Source organism: Leptospira montravelensis (assembly GCF_004770045.1).
In the GTDB taxonomy this organism is placed as follows: domain Bacteria; phylum Spirochaetota; class Leptospiria; order Leptospirales; family Leptospiraceae; genus Leptospira_A; species Leptospira_A montravelensis.
This window is the reverse complement of sequence record NZ_RQFO01000014.1, coordinates 101,619-120,250: the sequence shown is the minus strand read 5'-3', so window position 1 is coordinate 120,250 and position 18,632 is coordinate 101,619. Positions and strand designations below refer to the sequence as shown.

The window sequence follows — 18,632 nt, the reverse complement described above, 5'->3', positions numbered from 1 at the left end:
TCTCCTTTTTTCCTGACATAGCCATTTGTGGCAAAAAAAATAATAAGTCTCTTTAAGCTTTTTGTCCGACTCTTTAAGTAACATAAGAGAGTAAAGATGGGTTCCAAATTGCCAGTTTCTCAAAATCAGCTTTTACAAACATTTCAAGAATACTTGTCCGTAGAAAAAGGACTGAGCGATAATTCGATATATTCTTACGGATATGATCTCAATAAGTTTGCGATCTTCTTGGAAAAGGAACATATCAACTTCTTAGAAGTAAAAGCAAACGACATTATGCGTTTTCTCGAAGAAGAAAGAGAACGCAAAATCTCAGCAAAAACACTGGCTCGAGAAGTGGTTGCCATCAGACAGTTTTATAAGTATCTTCGAGATGAAAAAAGGTTAGATTCCAATCCTACCGAAAAAATCGAAACTCCTGAAGTTGCAAGAACCATCCCCGATTATTTAACTCAAGCCGAAATTGATGAACTCTTTCGTAATATCAAAGAGGACAATTTGTACGAACTTCGTGACAAATGTATCTTTGAACTTTTATATTCTTCTGGGCTTCGTATCTCGGAAGCATGTAACTTAAAAATGACTGATATTGATATGGAAAATATGACAATCACTGTAGAAGGAAAAGGGGGACGCCAACGTCTAGTTCCTTTTGGTGAAAAGTCCTTGGATATTTTGAAAAAATATCTAAGTGAAAGTCGCACAGAAATTTTGAAAAAAAGAACGTGTGAGTTTGTATTTGTTTCCAAAAAAGGATCGTATATCAACCGTAAGTCGGTATGGCGTCTTTTAAACCATTATATCAAACGCACTAAAATTAAGAAAAAAGTAACTCCACACACACTTCGCCACTCTTTTGCTACCCACCTTCTTGAGAACCATGCAGATCTCAAATCGGTTCAGGAACTTTTGGGCCATATCGATATTTCGACGACTCAAATTTACACTCATATGGCAAATAAAACTCTGAAGGAAGTTCATAAGAAATTCCATCCGAGAGGATAATGTCGAACCAAAATAAACCCACGGACTACAGTAAAGTAGTCCGTATCCAAATCCCCTCAAACCCTCGTTTTGTATCTCACACTCGTAACTATTTTTTTAATCTTTGTTTAGAACATGGATTTTCACTTTTTGATTCACTTGATCTGAAACTCGTGATCGGTGAAGCCATTGTGAATATCATTCGTCATGCCTATTCTGGTAACACTGGAAAACCGATTTTTATTGAATTTCAATTTGATAAAGACCGCGTGGAAATTCGTTTGAGAGATTATGGAAAAAAAGTGGAACCGGGCGAACTTCGTAGTTTTGATCTTAGCGACTACAGGGAACATGGGATTGGACTTTTTATGATCAAAGAACTCACCGACTATTATTTTCTCGACCAATCATTTGAAGTAGGGAACCAAATGGTTCTCATCAAAAGAAAGTAACCTCCATTTTTCTCGACAACACTCACCATTTTGGAATTTTATCCTTATGGAAACAATTCACGCAACTACCATCCTTTCTGTTCGTAAAAACGGTAAAATCGCCGTAGGGGGAGATGGTCAGGTATCGATGGGAAATACCGTGATGAAACATACCGCTAAAAAAGTCAGAAGACTTTACAACGGTAAGGTGATTGCCGGATTTGCAGGAAGTGCTGCCGATGCATTTACACTCTTTGAACTCTTTGAAAAAAAATTAATTGAACATGGTGGTTCTGTGTCTCGGGCAGCGGTGGAACTGGCTCGTGAGTGGAGGATGGACCGGATGTTACGTAGGCTTGAGGCACTTCTCATTGTCTGTGATGCCAATGAATCTTTTTTAATTTCCGGAACGGGAGATGTGATTTCACCCGATGACGGTGTTCTTGCGATTGGTTCTGGTGGGAATTTTGCTCTTTCGGCCGCAAGAGCTCTTGTACAAAATACGGATATGGATCCGAAAGATATCATTACAAAAGCAATGGGGATCACAGCTGATATTTGTATATACACTAACCATAATTTGGTGATTGAGGAATTATAAAATGACATACCCTACTATAATCGCAGAAGTTGCCGGATCACAAAATCCAGCAGAGGAATTGACCCCTCGTCAAATTGTAGAAAAATTGGATGAACATATCATTGGACAAACCAAAGCTAAACGGGCAGTGGCAGTGGCTCTACGGAATCGTTCTAGACGTCGTAAACTCGACGAATCTCTAAGAGAAGAAATTTATCCTAAAAATATCATTATGATTGGACCCACAGGTGTGGGAAAAACGGAAATTGCACGTCGACTGTCAAAGTTATGTGGTGCTCCTTTTTTGAAAGTAGAAGCCACAAAATATACAGAAGTCGGATACGTTGGTCGCGATGTAGAATCTATGATTCGTGATTTAGCGATGGGTGCTTTAAATTTGGTAAAAGCCGAATTTCGAGACCGAGTCAAAGACAAGGCAGCAGAAAAAGCTGAAGAGATTGTTCTCGATGCCATCTTACCTCCCATCTTCCATAAAAAAGAAGAAGACCTAAATCCAGAGGAAAAAGAAAGACAAACAAGTTATAAAGAATCCAGAGAAAAGTTTAGAGAAAAACTTCGCAAAGGGATTTTGAATGATAGGGAAATCGAAATCGATATTCCTAAACCTTCGGCACCAACGGGAATGCCCATGTTGCAAGTGTTTGGTGCTGGGAATATGGAAGATATGGACAACCAATTACAAAGTTTACTTGGTGATTTGATGCCCAAAAAATCGGGGAAACGAAAAGTAAAGGTAATTGACGCAGGGAAACTTCTCACCGAATCGGAGGCAGAAAAACTGATAGATGCCGACAAAATCCAATCGGAAGCCGTTAGGCGTGTGGAAGAGATGGGAATTATCTTTTTGGATGAAATTGATAAAATTGCAGGTAGGGAAGGTAGGCAAGGGGCCGACGTATCGCGGGAAGGAGTCCAAAGAGACTTACTTCCGATTGTCGAAGGATCGACAGTGAATACAAAAATTGGTCCAATTAAAACCGATCATATTCTTTTTATTGCAGCAGGTGCTTTTCATATGACAAAACCATCGGACCTGATCCCGGAACTCCAAGGAAGGTTTCCGATTCGCGTGGAACTGGAAACATTAACAGAATCTGATTTTATTAAAATCCTTACCACTCCTAAGTCTTCTCTCACCAAACAATATGAAGCCCTTCTTGCGACTGAAGGTGTAAAGATAAACTACACTACAGATGGAATTGCTGAGATTGCCAAGTTAGCGTTTCAGATGAATGAAAAAAATGAAAACATTGGGGCAAGAAGACTCAATACCATCATGGAAAAACTTTTGGAAGATACAAGTTTTGATGCACCTGACTTGCCTCCAGACCAAAAAGAAGTTGTTGTTAACGAAGGTTATGTGTCATCCAAACTAAAAGGAATCATCGAAGATAAGGACTTGAGCAGGTTCATTCTCTAACAGAATTTTATAATCAGGTAGAAGAAAGTTCTACCTGATTATTTCTATCAATTCCTAAAGAACTAATTCCACTCGTTCGAAACCGCGAAGGGAATTCCCGACAAGGATATCGTCTGCATCTATCAAATCCGATTGAAAAAGTTCGGTTTCTTTGACCCACCCCTTTCGGAGAAGTGCTTCTCGGAACACACCGGGTAGGCCTCCGGTTTCGAGCGTTGGAGTAAACCAAAACTTTCCTTTTTTCAAAAATAGATTTCGAATGTTGGTTTCTAAGATCCGCCCATCTCGATCAAACAAAATACAATCATCAATGGATTTGGTTTTGCATTCTTCTAACATCTTTTGATAAAAAGATCTGTTTGTTGTTTTGTGGTATAAAAATAAATCGTTAGAATCTACGGGCTGACTCGCAAGTCCAAGTCGGATTCTCGGACGAATTATAGGTTTTGTGAGTGGAAAAGTTTCTAATCGAAATTCTCCCCTTTCATTTAGTAATAACCGTAGTCGGAAAACACCTTCGTCTTTGGAAGAATGGTTATGTTTTTTTAAACAGGCTTCGGCATTTTGTTTTGAAAAGGGATAACCAAAACGATTTGCCGTTTCTTCCATTCGCTCCAAGTGGAGTTCTTTTAAAAAATAATGCCCAAAACCGAATCGTATCGTTTCTAAAATTTCAAAAGAGGGAATGTTGGGATTTGTTATAAACCTTAGTTTGGATAGGCATTCCTTGTATTCTGCCTCGGATTCGGAGAGAACTGTGATCCCACTTCCCACTCCATAGTTTCCTTTCCAAAGATTGTTTTCTTTTTTTAAATGTAAGGTTCGAATCGTAACATTGGAGCAAATCCTTGGCACACTATCTAACATTTCTGAGACGAAGATGGATCCTGTATACAATCCTCTATTTGTGTTTTCTAGTTCTCGTAAAAGTTCAAAAGACCTTTTTTTAGGAGCTCCAATCACTGACCCAGAAGGAAAAAGAGCCTTTAGCACGGGATACCAGGAAAACGGATTTTTTAATTTGGCTTCTACTTTGGATACCATCTGCCAAACCGTTTCTAGACCTTTGATTAAAAAAAGATCCGTAACTTCCACTGTTCCTTGTTTGGCGATTCTACCTAAATCATTCCGATATAAATCCGTAATCATTACATTTTCGGCTCTTTCTTTGTCAGAAGATTGGAGCTGTGATTTATATTCTTTATCTTGTTTGGATGTAAAACCTCGAAGGATTGTTCCTTTCATAGGTTCTGTTTTTATTTTATCGCCATTCACTTCAAAAAATAGTTCTGGTGATAAAGACAGAGTCCTTGTATTTGAAAAAGGATAATAAACAGAGTATTTGGTTTTTTGTTTGGCTTTTAAAGATTGGTAGTATAAAAACAAATCCCCTTCGAACGAAAGGGAAACTGGAAAACATAAATTCAATTCATAACTTTCACCAAGTAAAAGTGCTTCTCTTGTTTTTTTAAATCGTTCCTCGTAGGTTTCTTTTTCCCATAAGACAGAAATATTTGGTAATTCAATTGTTTCAAAGGTAAGTGGTGATGGATTTGAATATTTAATTCTTTTTTTTTGTTTGTAAATGGAATATTGGAGGAGAGGAGTCCCTTCTGCGAGCGAAGAATGTTTTAGATCCAGTCCTTCGATAAAAAAATATCCAAGTTCGAAAAATAGGGCACCACAAGGATAAAATTCTTTCTCTAGATAGGCATCTAACTTAGATAAGTTTGTCTTAATGGTTTCTGCGACTGGTTCTTTTTCTTTATAGAGGATTTCTATTTCCTCATGTAAGTCAAAATACCAATCGCAAATGGTAAAACCTGGTTCTGTCCGAGAGTCTTCAAAGAGAAGGCCACCAATATTTCGGTATTCTTTCTCAAAAGACTCCCAAGTAAATTCTGAAACCTGTATCAAAACTCCATCTTTTGGAGAGCCTCTAACGGATAGTTGAGGTAAACCGTAGTTGTTTTTTTACTTGTTTGGATATCAAAACATTCTAATGGATCAAGTCCTAAGTTATAAAAACCTTCATCAATCATTGCAATTCCGAACCCTGCGCTTTCTTTTTCATCCAAAAAGTCAGGCCTAAAAAATTCAGCAGAATTTCCTTGTTTGGCAAGTTCGGCATGTCTTTCTCTACTTTTGCGAATGCGGTTTAAATCCATTCCCATAATGGGGGAATCATTCCTAATTCGAATGTAAACTGATGTTGGTCTGATTTCAATTTTCATTGAAATTTTAAGATCATATTTTTTTATCTTTTCTCTAACAATTGTTAAGAATTCTTTTTCGTCTATAGAGAGGTTGTGTTTTTTTGATCTTTTTTTATCCGATAAAGTTAGAATTTTTTGAACCACTTTTTTGATTTTATCTGGTACAATGTAACGTTGCATTGCATCCCTAAGTGGTTCCGTTTCTAAAATGATGTCGAGTAACTCTTCTGCTTCTTCTTCTGGAGTTTGTCCCTGTGCTGTGAGTTTATTCAAAAGTTCGTCTTGAAATATCACAAAACGTGTGTTTGCTTTTACAGCATTTAAGAGGGCTTCCATTAGACCGCTAAACAAATGAAATGAAGTAAGAGGATTTGCACCTACTCGGTTTAAGATTCCTTGAACGACTTCATTGACGATATCTCGTGTTGACTTGGTCAGACCTTTTAGTTCAAAATGGAAGTAGTCCTTTTGAATCAACTCGTCCAAGTTTTCGATGATTTCAGTGCCTTTATATTTGATTTTCTCGTTTCCCATTGAGGTTTGCTAAACTTTTATGTTAAAAAAACGGGAAAACAGGGTTTTGTAAACCAGTTTTCAATTCCGTGACAAAGGATTGTGTCCATGAAAGAATTCCTTTTAAAAACTCCTGATTTGGGTGATACAGAAAAGATCGAATTAGTTCGATGGCTCCGAAAGGTAGGTGATTCTGTATCTCAAGGGGACGAAATGATCGAACTTGTTACCGACAAAGCCGCTTTTCCCGTCGAATCACCCTATTCAGGAATCCTAAAAAAAATCATTATGGAAGAAGGATCGGTGGTGAAAAAAGGAGATATCCTCGGAATCATGGATATTAACGAATGAAAATCCTCCATATTTCCGACTTACATTTCCCAAAGAAACTCTCATTGTTTTCTCTTCGTGGAAAAGCTATTGTCGGATACCTCAGCTACAGGTTGAGAAGGAAATCTAAACATCCACTTGTACTAATTTCTGCTATGGTAGAAGCTATTAGCAAATTAGAATATGATGCACTCATCATTTCTGGTGATTTGACAAATGTTTCTCACCCTGGTGAGTTTCAAAATGCAAAAGAAATTTTAAGTCCACTGCTTACTGACAAAACGTTTTTAATCCCTGGAAATCATGATCGTTATCACAAACTTGCAGTTGGACCAAACCCGCTATTTGAAAAAACATTTAGTGAGTGGATGGGGAAATCTTTAGACCCAAATCTTTACATTCGATCTAAAAAAATCGGCGGAAAACTATTTATCGGTTGGGATTCAAATTATGCAATTCCACGGATCACTGCCAATGGTTATGTTTCTCCCGAAATCATCGATAAAACTCTTAGTTTAGTAACAGAACCTTATGTTCTTGTATGCCACCATCCACTTTGGAATCCCAAAACGGAAATTGAATCCAAAACACACCAAATGACTAACAGATCTGAGGTGGTTGAAAAATTAAAAACCAATCCTCCTGAGTTGTATTTACATGGACATACACATACCAATTGGGTGAAACTCCCTGGGGCTCGGACAACATTTCCCATTGTGAATTCTGCATCCAGTACAAGACTCTCTGATAGGAACCATGAATGTGGATTTCACTTAATTGAGATAGAGAAATCTACAAAGTATCGTCGTTTTATTTATTCCGAAGACAAATTCATTGAGACCAATCCGATTTTTTACGAAGAATCGGAAGGGGTCATCTAAAAGGACAAACTATGGCTAATTCAAAAATCGACTTAACAACGATCCAAAGACAACTCATGCAAGTAAAACACCCTGAGTTAAAAAAAGACATCGTAAGTTTGGGAATGGTTGCATCTGTAACGCCTACAGATGATGGAATCGAAATTTTAATCAAAACACCAAACGCGGATAGACGATTACAAATCGGATTGGAAGCACAAACAAGACAGCTTATTTCCAAAATCGAAGGTGCAGGAAAGGTCAAAATCAAATTTGAAATAGACCAAAACCTAAAGATGGAAGATGGAAATCACATCATCGGTGTTAAAAAAGTGATAGCTGTTGGATCTGGAAAAGGTGGGGTTGGAAAATCGACAGTCACTGCAAACCTTGCCTCTACCCTTGCACGTAACGGTAAGAAGGTGGGAATTCTTGATGCAGATATCTATGGACCTTCCCTTGGAAAGATGTTTGGGATCAATGGTCGGGTTGCATTAAAATCCGAAGAAGATAAAATTTACCCCATTGAAAAACATGGAATCAAACTGATTTCTTTTTCCTTTCTTGTTACGGAAGACCAACCAGTCGTTTGGCGTGGACCCATGCTTGGAAAAGCCATTGAACAGTTCTTATACGATGTTGTCTGGGGAGAGTTGGATTATTTATTTATTGACTTACCTCCTGGAACAGGAGATGTCCAACTGTCACTTGCCCAACTCATTGATTTGGATGGGGCGGTGATTGTAACAACTCCCCAAGAAGTGGCAGTCCTTGATGCAGGGCGTGCTGCTGCCATGTTTAAACAAGTAAAAGTCCCAATCCTCGGAATTGTGGAAAACATGTCTGGTTTTGCTTGCCCTAAATGTGGTCATGTAACAGATGTTTTCTCCAAAGGGGGAGGGGAAAAACTTTCGAAACAAGTGGGAGTTCCCGAACTTGGCTCTGTTCCTTTGACCCTGGATGTTATGAGTTCCGGAGAATCAGGAAAACCAGCCCTACTTGACACAAAGGATTCCCATTTGCAACAGGCGTATTTCCGCATTGCAAAAAATTTGGAAGACCAAATTGCTCAGTGGGAAGATTAAAAATCACTTGTTTCTTCTTCCGTCTTTCTTAGTCTAAAGGATATACTATGAATTTTGAACGCGGTTCCAAACCAAACCCTACAGGTAACTTAATCGCATACTGCCATGTATTCGGTGAAAACCCGATTGCACCAGGCGGTAAAATCATAGCATCAAATGTGGTAGTAAGTTTCCTAAAAATAGGAGACAACTACCCGGTGGTTACCTTCCCGCCAGTGGCTCTTCCCTCTAAAGAGGAGCTCATGAAAATCCTCTCTGACAATATTCATTTGTATGATGTAGTACAACTCCCAGATTTTCAAATGCCAGAGAACAAAGATTCTGCTAACCAATACATCCAAGAGAGAATGGAACAGTTCAACTCAATGGTAATGCGTTATGTGGAGTTCTGTAAGGCCAAAGAAAAGAAAACGCAAACTACAAGTCTTACGGAACATCTAGAGCAGGTGAGTGAACCTTTGGAAACATTGGCAAGTCTTTCCTTAGAATTTCGAAATACATCGGGAATAGCTAGGGAAGCTACTTGGCTTAAAATGGAAAGGATCGTAGACTACTTCCATAACAACCATCCTACTCTTGATATTGATAATTTTAAAAAAGCTCTCACTGTTCCTGGAAAAATGGGTGATGAACTCATTGGACTGTACATACAAAAGTTCAATGCGATTCAAATTGAAAATTATGAGACGGCTTCTGATTTACGAAGACGCATTTTAGAAATTGAATCATCTACTCATTGATCTTTAGGAAAAAAATTTCTTGACCAATTCTATCTAAACTCTATTCTCAAATGCCCTTAACCTTTCCCGTTTCTGTCGAAAAGAATTTATCGCTTCAGAAACGGATGGAAGTACTAGGAATTACAGAAGCGGATCTAAAGGAACGTTTTGTGAAGTCTGGTGGTAAAGGCGGACAAAACGTAAATAAGGTTTCTACTGCTGTGCATTTGGTTCACACTCCTTCTGGGAAACAAATCAAATGCTCCGTTTATAGAACCCAAGGTCTTAATCGTTATAAAGCGAGAGATTTGTTATGTTTGGAATTGGAAAAAGAAATGAATCCTTCTAAATCCAACTCTGACTTACAAAAACTGCGAAAGAAAAAACAAGATAAGTATCGTAAATCTTTGAAGAAGAATTTGGAGATAAAAAAATCGGAATGGATCGAACCTATGTAAAATCATATTTCATTGTTCTTATTTTCCCTTTTTTATTTGTATCTTGTTTTGATTCTTTTCTTCCTTACCAATCTTTAAAGTGGTCCTTTGGATGGGAATACCGCTTTCTAACACAAGAGGAATTAGTCCATTTTAGTCCTGGGATGGAAGATCTCTCCTTAGAATACCAAACTTATTCAATACCTTATGTAAGTTTAGAAAAATCGGGTTCAAAATATTTATCAGCTCGAATACGGTTTCGTGATTCGATGGGATATGAAGAACCATCGTTATTATTACATGGGCTTGTTACTTTTTTTGATGCTTATTGTGGAGAAGTAAAGTTACAATCTCAGTTTTTTTACTCCACAATGGATGAAAATTCGGCTAATTCAAAATTAAATATTAAATATAATCGAAGTTTTGTGCCAATCCTTTCCCTTCCCAAAGAATGTTTAGGTAATTATGTTTATATCGTTTTTTTTTCGGAAGGCATCCTTCCTCTTGGTTTTTCAGAACCCCCTCTATTGGGTGATCCAACAGAACATCAAAAAGCCATAGCCAATAGAAGCCAGTCTTTTGCATCTTTGGGTTTTTTCTTTTTAGTCTTAGGATTATTTTCTTTTTATCTATTTGAAAGGAGAAAGAAAAAACAACTACTTGCCTTTACTTGGTTTTCTTCTATATCAGGAATTCACTTTTTATCGCAGTCTGGATTTTTTGGGTTATTTTATTATGATTCGATCCTTCCTAGTTTTATTATTTTTATTTTTACATTATTCTTAATTCCTATTAGTTGTTTGTATTTTTTCGAACAATTGGTTGGTTCCGGAAGATGGAATGTCATTCGAATGTTGTGGCAGTTCCATGTTTTGTTTTCGATTGTCATTCTAACTTTAGCATTTACAGAAACGATATCAATGTCACTGGCGATTATCACTTTTGTATGGTTGTGTTTGCCAACACTCGTTGTGCAAATCATAGTCGCTTGGGGGCAAGTTGCAGCCAAAAAACCAAAAGCCATTTTGCTTGTGATGGGAGCTTCCGCTTTATTTATCTTCAACACCCACGATATTTTATCCTCTCTTGGAATTTTGGAGTCAGTTCCAAGGTCCTCCCATTGGGGATTTTTTATTTTTGTAGTATGTCTTACTCTGTATGGTGAAAATTTATTTCGCAATTCTGAGATAAAATATGGTACTTTACAAAAAGAAATTGTTACGGCTGCCAGAATCCAAAGTGCCATTTTACCTCCTTCTCCTCCCCATTGGGACCAAATGGAAATTTCAGTACATTACCAATCTTCTCATGAGGTAGGTGGAGACTTCTACGACTTTCAGGCATTAGGTGGTAGAAAATTTGGGATACTCATTGCCGATGTAGTAGGGCATGGACTTGGTGCCTCCATCATTGCTTCGCTTTCTAAGTTCGCTTTTTTTAAAGCATACAAACATTGGGCCAATCCTTCCTTTTTACTTTCCGCAATGAACGAAGATTTGGTGAAAAAATCCTTTGGTCGTTTTACAACCGCTACCTATTTTTATATCGATTTGGAATCAAAGAAATTTATGGTTTCTAGTGCTGGCCACCCTTCCTTTTTTCATTGGAAAGCCCAGTCAAAAGAACTTTTGGAGATCAAACCAAAAGGAAAACCTCTGGGCATTTTATCAGGCCTTACTTATGGTGAAGAAGAATACCCATTTCAGCCAGGTGACCAATTTTTATTTTATACGGATGGACTTACCGAAGAGGAAAATGCAGACCGTTTGGAATACGGCGAAAAACGTCTTGCTACTTCTTTTATTGAAACTATCGCTAAACAATCATTAGATCCAATGGCAAATATCCTTGAAAACTTTCATTACTTTACCGGCCTATCTGGTGCTCCCCACGATGACATCACCATCATCCACTTACATGTGAAGTCATAAAAAAAGCCTTGGAGGTAAGTCCAAGGCTTTTGAGGTTTGGGTCGTTTGGATTTTGTCCAAACAAACCTAAGAGAGAATAGGGGATGATTTACATCATGCCGCCCATTCCTCCCATACCACCCATTCCTCCCATGCCGCCCATTCCAGCTCCAGAGGCATCTTTCGGCTCAGGTTTGTCTGTAATGGTCACTTCAGTGGTGAGGATCATTGCTCCAATGGAAGCTGCATTTTGAAGTGCAGAACGAACCACTTTCGCAGGGTCTACCACACCAGCTTTGATTAGGTCTTCCCAAACCATAGTGAGTGCGTTGAATCCTTCGTTTCCTTTTCTTGCGCGAGCTTGCTCCACAATTACAGATCCTTCAAGACCAGCATTGGAAGTGATCATGCGGATAGGTTCTTCTAATGCGCGTAAGATGATGTTAGCACCGGTTTGTTCGTCACCAACAAGTTTAAGAGCTTTTACAGCATCTTGTGCACGAAGTAGAGTGAGTCCACCACCAGGAACAATTCCTTCTTCCACAGCAGCGCGAGTTGCAGAAAGTGCATCTTCAACACGAGCTTTTTTCTCTTTCATTTCTACTTCAGTAGCTGCACCCACGTGGATCACAGCAACACCACCTGCAAGTTTTGCAAGGCGTTCTTGGAGTTTTTCACGATCGTAATCAGATGTAGTATCTTCGATTTGTTTTTTGATTTGGTTGACTCGGCCTTGGATGTCTTTAGAAGCACCAGCACCTTCGATGATGGTTGTGTTTTCTTTGTCCACTACCACTTTTTTAGCGCGACCAAGCATCTTCACATCAGCGTTTTCTAGTTTCATTCCGAGGTCTTCAGAAATCACTTGTCCACCAGTAAGGATGGCAATGTCTTCGAGCATAGCTTTTCTTCTATCACCAAAACCAGGAGCTTTTACAGCCACACATTGGATGGTTTTGCGAAGAGTGTTGACAACGATAGTAGCAAGAGCTTCCCCTTCCACTTCTTCTGCGATGATGACTAGTGGTCTTCCCGCTTGTGCAATTTTTTCAAGCACAGGGAGAAGGTCTTTCATAGACGCAATTTTTTTGTCGTAAATTAAGATGAATGGATCGTTAAAAGTAGCGATCATTGCTTCTGGATCAGTTACCATATAAGGGGAAACGTATCCACGATCAAATTGCATACCTTCTACGATATCAAGAGTGGTTTCAATTGATTTTGCTTCATCAACAGTGATCACACCTTCTTTACCTACTTTGTCAAAAGCTTGCGCAATGAGGTTACCGATTTCAGGATCATTGTTTGCAGAGATTGTCGCAACGTTTGCGTATTCTGCTTTGCTATTGATTTTAATAGCATGTTTTTTGATTTCTTCAACGGCAGAAAGAACTGCTTTGTCAATTCCGTGTTTAAGAGCCATTGGGTTTGCACCCGCAGTTACGTTTTTCAAACCTTCGTTGATGATGGCTTGTGCAAGGATGGTAGCAGTAGTTGTTCCATCTCCAGCGATGTCGTTAGTTTTTGTAGAAACTTCCTTCACCATTTGCGCGCCCATGTTTTCAATTGCATCTTCTAATTCGATTTCTTTTGCAACTGTCACACCGTCTTTTGTGATGGTAGGGGAACCAAATTTTTTGTCGATGACTACGTTACGACCTTTTGGTCCAAGAGTCACCTTCACTGCGTTAGCGAGTTTGTTTACTCCACTAAGAAGTTTTCTACGTGCTGATTCATCAAATTCAATTGTTTTAGCCATGATTGATTATTTCCTTATATGATTTAGTTTGTCACAACACCTAGGATGTCGCTTTCACGGATGATGAGTAGATCACGTCCGCCTTGTTTAATCTCTGTTCCGGAGTATTTTCCGTAGAGAACTGTATCTCCTACCTTTACTTCTAAAGGAACGAGTTTTCCGTCTTCATAACGACCTTGTCCTACTGCGATGACTTTACCTTCTTGTGGTTTTTCTTTCGCTGTGTCTGGTACGATGATGGATCCGATTTTTTCTTCCGACTCATTCTTTGGCTCTACGACCACTCGGTCGCCTAAAGGTTTGATTGATGCCATGAGTAACTCCTTGTATGCAATCTACTAATGATTCCGAGTTTAGCAACAATCCGAAAAGAGTGCTAAACTCTGGTACCATCAAACGATTTGCCTCAGGATTTGTCAAGCACTTTCAATCGAAGAGTGCTAATGGAAACTTAGAACCCGAAAAGGCCGGTTTTTTTGCGTTTGGAGCCACGTTTGGGCGTGACACCTAGCATTCCGAGAAGTCCCCGAGTGACTTCTTTGGCGACAGTGCGACCGACTTCCCGTGCCAGTGGGTTTTTGGAAAGGGTTTCCACAAAACTAGGGTCTTCTTTTTCCTTTGCCCGTTTCGACTTGGTTTTTTTCTCACCCGATTCTTCTTCGGCGGCCTCAGTTTCATCGGCAATGGTTTCCATTTTTTTAGAAAGCATTTCGTGAGCACTTTCCCGATCGAGGGTAGTTTCGTATTTTTTAACGAGATCTGATTTTTTGATTTTGGAATCCAGTTCGTCTGCTGTCAAAGTGCCCATCCGAGAAGCAGGTGGTGCAAGGAGGGTATGGACAAGCGGTGTCGGAGTTCCTTTGGGACTCAGGGCTGTGATAAAAGCCTCACCAATTCCGAGTGTGGTGATGACTTCTTTGGTATCATAAAATTCTGTTTCGGGATAGTTTTCGGAAGCAGTTTTTATCGCCTTGCGGTCGTTTGCTGTGAAGGCGCGTAGGGCATGTTGGATTTTAAGACCTAGTTGTCCTAAAATTTCTTTAGGTAAGTCTGTGGGGGACTGAGTACAAAAAATAATCCCTACTCCTTTCGAACGAATGAGTCGCACCATTGTTTCTAATTGTTTAAGTAATTCATTCGAAGCTTCATCAAAAACTAAATGGGCTTCATCAATAAATAATACAAGTTTTGGTTTTTCCAAATCACCTTCTTCAGGAAAGGTCGCATAAATTTCTGTGAGAAGAGATAACATAAACGTAGAAAAAAGGCGAGGTTTGGTTTGGATGTCCGTCAGACGAATGATAGATACATTTCCTTTTTTGGATTCTGTCTGCAAAAGATCATTCACATCAAAAGATGGTTCTCCAAAAAAATCTTCTCCCCCTTGGCCTTCGAGTTCGATGAGTTTTCTTAAGATGATGGAGATAGTTTGGGAAGAAACTGTCCCATATTCTTTTTCCAATTCTTCTTTGCCAACATCATTGATGTATTGGAGGGCTTTTTTAAAATCTTTTGTATCGAGGATGGGAAGGCCCAAATCATCGCAGTATTTAAAAACAAGGGAAACCACACTGCTTTGTGTATCGTTTAACTCCAAAATCCGAGAGATAAGAACTGGTCCAAATTCAGAAATGGTGGCCCGTAGGCGCACTCCCGGTTCTTTGGAGAGAGACAAAAATTCTACAGGATAAGAAGTAGGTTTCCACACGGTCCCAAGGGACTTCGTCCTTTCTTTGATTTTGTCATTTTCTTCTCCAGGCTCCGCAAGGCCCGAAAGGTCACCTTTGATGTCCATAAGGACTACAGGAACTCCCGCTTCCGATAGGGATTCTGTCAGAAGTTGTAAGGTTTTGGTTTTTCCAGTTCCCGTGGCCCCAGCTATCAGTCCGTGCCGGTTGAGAGTGGCAAGGGGGATGGAAACAGAAGCTTCTTTATGTGTTTCTCCATCAAAGACCCCCGCACCTAAGTAAAGCGCCCCTTGGGCCGGATACCCTTCCTTAATTTTTGAAACAAATGCCTCTGATTTTTTAGCCATTACTTCCCCCGAATCCTCTATTCCTTTCGGTTTCGAATCCTTCGTCAATGTTTTCTATCGCAAGGAAATCCTTGGGCCAGAGATCCGAAAATTCAGGACAGAAAGAATAAATTTCTCGTACACGTACTAATATGATTTGAGTTTTTAGAAAATCTTTGTAAGGTTTGGACGTGGCACGTTTTCCAATTTTATCTTTATCCCAACTTTTGGTTTTACCTTTATTTCTATCTATTTTTATCCATTGCAACCGCACCATCCCCACCTTGGCCCCAGCTAAGACCATTGAGGCAGGTGTTCTTGATCTTTCCGAGGAAGACCCAAAAACCTTGGATCCTTTTCCATTGGCAGGAGAATGGGATGCCTTTCCGGGAGAACTTCCCGAAACAGAAGAAGAATTCCTGACCCTTGAAAAGAAAGAACCCACAAGGCTTGCCATTCCCGCCTATTGGGTAAATCAAAACCTGCCGGCCCACGGATTTGTCACTTACCGTTTGAAACTAAAGGTAAACGAACCAATCAACTTAATGTTTTATCTAAGGGAATCATCTTCTGCCTACCGCGTTTATTATCACAATATAGAACGAGGACTTGTTTTACTTGGCTCAGCAGGAAAAGTTTCCAAAACAAAAGAGGGGTCCATCGGTTATTATTTAGAAACTGGTCGTTCCTTTCGAGCCTCACCTTCTACAGTCATTTACTTACAAATTTCAAATTACCTCTATTCTCGCGGTGGTCCTTATTATTCACCCGTCCTTGGTGAAGTGGGAAAAACTGTTTTGTATTTACGATTTAAAGAAAGGAAAAAAGCATTTTTCTTTGCCACTTTCCTTGTCCTTGCTGTTTCTCATTTGTTTCTTTTTATCCATCGAAAAAAAGATAAATCTCCTCTTTGGTTTTCCTTACTGTGTATTTCTTGGCTCATCCGTATTTTACTTTTTGATAGAGTGTCTAGAGATTGGTTTGTTGCCGCAGATTGGATTGAGATGTTACAAATCCGATTGGAATACATAGCGTTTTGCGGGATTCAAATCTTCAGTCTTTTGTTTTTTTTCCAAAACCAAAAAAACTTTTTTCCAGACAAATACAAAAGATACCTTTTATTACCAATACTTCTAGAGTTTTTAGTCATCGCAACGACACCGTATGCTGTGTACACAAAACTCCTAATCTTTAGCCAAGGTTATATGGCAACAATTCTAGTTCTTGCGATGGTTGCTGCGATCCGTTCTTGTTTACAAAGAGAAACAAGATACATCGGTAGTATTATTTTGTTCGGAACGGTTGTCATCCTTTCGGCCACAATTTATGATTCTATTGTGTTTTTTACGCGATGGGATTTACCAATGCTTACAGAACTTGCATTCGCCATTTTTTGTATGTGCCTTGCCATTGTGATTTCCAAACAAAATGCACATACATGGGAAACTGCTGAATACCTAACACTGAATTTACGAAAAGAAGTGGAATGGAAAACATTAGAACTTAAAAAAGAAAAAGAAAAAGCTGAAAAAACAGGGGAATTAAAAGATAAATTTATCTCCATTGTTTCACATGATATCCGTTCTCCACTATTTGGAATTTCTTCTGTATTTAATTTACTTACCGAATCTCCACCTTCCCTTTCTCCAGAAAGAGCCAAACAGGTGTTAGGAGAGGCTTCCACTGGCCTTAAAAATATCCTCAGTATGGTGGAGGAGCTCATTAAATATTCCAGGTTCCAGAATGCATCGGTGTTTCCTGATTATCAACTTTTTGATTTCCGCCAAATCACAGACCAACTCATCGAACGAGCCCAGGAAATGGCAGGTCCAAAAAACATCTCCATCATCACACATATAGAAGAGTCTTCCATTGGAATTGGGGATCCTAATCTAATAGAACATTTGATTTGGAATTTACTCACCAATGCTGTGAAATTCACAAAAGAATCGGGAACTGTTGAAATTTCTTTAACAGAATCCAATAAACATTGGAGTTTGAAAGTGATTGATACAGGAATTGGTATGCCACCGTATTGGGCCGACCACATTTTGGAAGAGGGTTTTCTTTTTGTTCGAAAGGGAACAGCGGATGAAATGGGCGCGGGAGTTGGTCTTGCCTTCTGTAAAGAGGTGGCAGAACGTCACGGTGCTGAACTCATCGTCCGGTCTGAAGAAGAGATGGGAACTTCTGTAGAGTTTTTACTTCCTAACTTTGAAAAAATTGTTTTAGTCCTTGATGATAATCCAGGTTACAGAAAACAAATTCGCAAAGTATTAAAAGATTTACCTTGTATCCTTTGGGAAGAAGAGTACCCAGACCATGCTCTCCTTTCTGTAGGTCGATTGAAACCTGACCTCATCATTGTAGACTTTTCTATGCCAGAAAAAACAGGTGTGGATTTTTTACGTGATTTGTATTCCAACTCAGAAATGGAAGAAATTCGGTCCATCCTCGTTTCCAGTTCTCACACTGACCCAAACACTGGTTACAAACTAGAAGCCACAGTCATTGAAATTGGCGGAGATGCTTTTTTAACAAAAACATCTCCAGATGCAAAGTTGGTAGAACTCGTAAAAAAACTGTTAGATCTAGTTGTTTAGATTAACATTTGTTCTTTTGCTCGGCCGATTAGTTCGGCCACAGTTTTTGCATTAAAACGGTCTTTGAGTCGGCCCACATGGTATTCTACAGTTCGTTTGGAAAGTCCAATTTCTGTTCCAATTTCTTGGTAGGTTTTTCCATGTCCAAGAAGAGTCAAAATCTGTTTTTCCTTTTTGTTTGCTACTTTTCCGTCTTGGGGTTTGCGGTTAAAACTTAGTTTTAAATTTTTGGAATAAACCGTTTTTCCAGAAGCAATTTCATTTAGATTTTTGGTGAGACTACTGAGGTCATCGCTTTTTAAAAGATATCCATCCACACCCGCTTCAATCGCAGAATGAACAATGGGTTGTTCATCGAGCATGGTGAGTGTGACCACTTTCAAATGGGGATGTTCCTTTTTCCAATCCTTCACCATGTTCAGCACGTTCTCCCCCGGAATTCGCAAATCGAGGAGAACAAAGTCGGGTCTAGTTTCATTTAGGAGAGGGGCAATTTGAGAGGAATGTTCTGCCTCCCCCACGACTTCAAAATCAGCCGAAGAGTTCACAACATGTTTTACGCCGACGCGAGTGACCGCGTGGTCTTCGACAAGCAATACCTTCTTTTTAGGTGTCATAAATTTCCCTTTTTTCTGGAACTAGGAATCTTTTGTCCCTAGCGTTTCCCCCTAGTAGACGAGGAGAATTGAAAATATTAGTACTATTCCGTTCCATTTGTCCATAAAAATTCGTGGTTTGTTCCACTTAATT

17 protein-coding genes are annotated in these 18,632 nt (G+C 39.2%); 11 read left to right on the top strand and 6 right to left on the bottom strand.

The genetic code is table 11. The annotated features are described in order from the left end of the window. The first annotated feature begins 96 nt into the window (after positions 1-96). The 4 genes from xerD to hslU are packed head-to-tail and all read left to right on the top strand — an operon-like array spanning position 97 to position 3,436. Positions 97-1,005 carry a site-specific tyrosine recombinase XerD gene (gene xerD, locus EHQ31_RS09900; RefSeq protein WP_135574370.1) on the top strand — a complete coding sequence of 303 codons (909 nt, stop codon included), beginning with the start codon at positions 97-99 and terminating at the stop codon, positions 1,003-1,005. After that, complete coding sequence (locus EHQ31_RS09895; RefSeq protein WP_135574368.1) at positions 1,005-1,436, top strand: ATP-binding protein; 432 nt, start codon at positions 1,005-1,007, stop codon at positions 1,434-1,436. The genes xerD and EHQ31_RS09895 overlap by 1 nt, the downstream gene beginning before the upstream one ends. 46 nt (positions 1,437-1,482) lie before the next feature. Continuing rightward, complete coding sequence (gene hslV / locus EHQ31_RS09890) at positions 1,483-2,016, top strand: ATP-dependent protease subunit HslV (RefSeq protein WP_100744608.1); 534 nt, start codon at positions 1,483-1,485, stop codon at positions 2,014-2,016. Between the two features lies 1 nt (position 2,017). Beyond that, positions 2,018-3,436: an ATP-dependent protease ATPase subunit HslU gene (hslU, locus tag EHQ31_RS09885; protein ID WP_135574366.1), complete on the top strand. Its 1,419-nt coding sequence runs from the start codon at positions 2,018-2,020 to the stop codon at positions 3,434-3,436. A 54-nt stretch (positions 3,437-3,490) separates the two neighbouring features. On the opposite strand, the gene EHQ31_RS09880 is transcribed toward hslU, so the two are convergent. Continuing rightward, positions 3,491-5,353, bottom strand: a complete 1,863-nt coding sequence (locus EHQ31_RS09880; protein ID WP_135574364.1) for a bifunctional chorismate-binding protein/class IV aminotransferase — start codon at positions 5,351-5,353, stop codon at positions 3,491-3,493. After that, a complete protein-coding gene (locus tag EHQ31_RS09875) occupies positions 5,350-6,186 on the bottom strand; it encodes a hypothetical protein (RefSeq protein WP_135574362.1) in 837 nt (278 codons plus the stop codon). Before EHQ31_RS09875 ends, EHQ31_RS09880 begins: the two co-directional genes overlap by 4 nt. Positions 6,187-6,273: 87 nt before the next feature. Between EHQ31_RS09875 and EHQ31_RS09870 the strand changes: the two genes are divergently transcribed. The 6 genes from EHQ31_RS09870 (at position 6,274) to EHQ31_RS09845 (ending at position 11,527) form a co-directional block, all read left to right on the top strand. Further along, complete coding sequence (locus EHQ31_RS09870) at positions 6,274-6,516, top strand: lipoyl domain-containing protein (protein ID WP_135574360.1); 243 nt, start codon at positions 6,274-6,276, stop codon at positions 6,514-6,516. Continuing rightward, the gene (locus EHQ31_RS09865) at positions 6,513-7,376 is read left to right on the top strand and encodes a metallophosphoesterase family protein (protein WP_135574358.1); all 864 of its coding nucleotides are present in this window, start codon (positions 6,513-6,515) and stop codon (positions 7,374-7,376) included. The genes EHQ31_RS09870 and EHQ31_RS09865 overlap by 4 nt, the downstream gene beginning before the upstream one ends. Positions 7,377-7,387: 11 nt before the next feature. Continuing rightward, positions 7,388-8,440, top strand: coding sequence for an Mrp/NBP35 family ATP-binding protein (locus EHQ31_RS09860; RefSeq protein WP_135574356.1), 1,053 nt, complete (start codon positions 7,388-7,390; stop codon positions 8,438-8,440). A 47-nt stretch (positions 8,441-8,487) separates the two neighbouring features. Continuing rightward, positions 8,488-9,180, top strand: a complete 693-nt coding sequence (locus tag EHQ31_RS09855) for a hypothetical protein (RefSeq protein ID WP_135574354.1) — start codon at positions 8,488-8,490, stop codon at positions 9,178-9,180. Positions 9,181-9,284: 104 nt separating this feature from the next. Continuing rightward, positions 9,285-9,617: a peptide chain release factor family protein gene (locus EHQ31_RS09850; RefSeq protein WP_420844112.1), complete on the top strand. Its 333-nt coding sequence runs from the start codon at positions 9,285-9,287 to the stop codon at positions 9,615-9,617. Then, positions 9,599-11,527: a PP2C family protein-serine/threonine phosphatase gene (locus EHQ31_RS09845; protein WP_135574350.1), complete on the top strand. Its 1,929-nt coding sequence runs from the start codon at positions 9,599-9,601 to the stop codon at positions 11,525-11,527. The genes EHQ31_RS09850 and EHQ31_RS09845 overlap by 19 nt, the downstream gene beginning before the upstream one ends. 88 nt (positions 11,528-11,615) lie before the next feature. On the opposite strand, the gene groL is transcribed toward EHQ31_RS09845, so the two are convergent. The 3 genes from groL to EHQ31_RS09830 form a co-directional block, all read right to left on the bottom strand. Next, on the bottom strand, positions 11,616-13,265 hold the full coding sequence (gene groL, locus EHQ31_RS09840; protein ID WP_135574348.1) for a chaperonin GroEL: 1,650 nt from the start codon (positions 13,263-13,265) through the stop codon (positions 11,616-11,618). Between the two features lie 23 nt (positions 13,266-13,288). Continuing rightward, positions 13,289-13,579, bottom strand: a complete 291-nt coding sequence (gene groES, locus EHQ31_RS09835; protein WP_004784852.1) for a co-chaperone GroES — start codon at positions 13,577-13,579, stop codon at positions 13,289-13,291. 137 nt (positions 13,580-13,716) lie between these two features. After that, positions 13,717-15,300 carry a helicase HerA-like domain-containing protein gene (locus tag EHQ31_RS09830; protein ID WP_135574346.1) on the bottom strand — a complete coding sequence of 528 codons (1,584 nt, stop codon included), beginning with the start codon at positions 15,298-15,300 and terminating at the stop codon, positions 13,717-13,719. Positions 15,301-15,464: 164 nt separating this feature from the next. On the opposite strand from EHQ31_RS09830, the gene EHQ31_RS09825 reads away from it, so the two are divergent. After that, complete coding sequence (locus tag EHQ31_RS09825; protein ID WP_135574344.1) at positions 15,465-17,882, top strand: hybrid sensor histidine kinase/response regulator; 2,418 nt, start codon at positions 15,465-15,467, stop codon at positions 17,880-17,882. Here EHQ31_RS09825 and EHQ31_RS09820 read toward each other — a convergent pair. Further along, positions 17,879-18,499 (bottom strand): response regulator transcription factor, encoded by a 621-nt coding sequence (locus EHQ31_RS09820; RefSeq protein WP_135574342.1) that lies wholly within the window; start codon positions 18,497-18,499, stop codon positions 17,879-17,881. The two genes, EHQ31_RS09825 and EHQ31_RS09820, sit on opposite strands and share 4 nt — an antisense overlap. Positions 18,500-18,632: the final 133 nt, after the last annotated feature.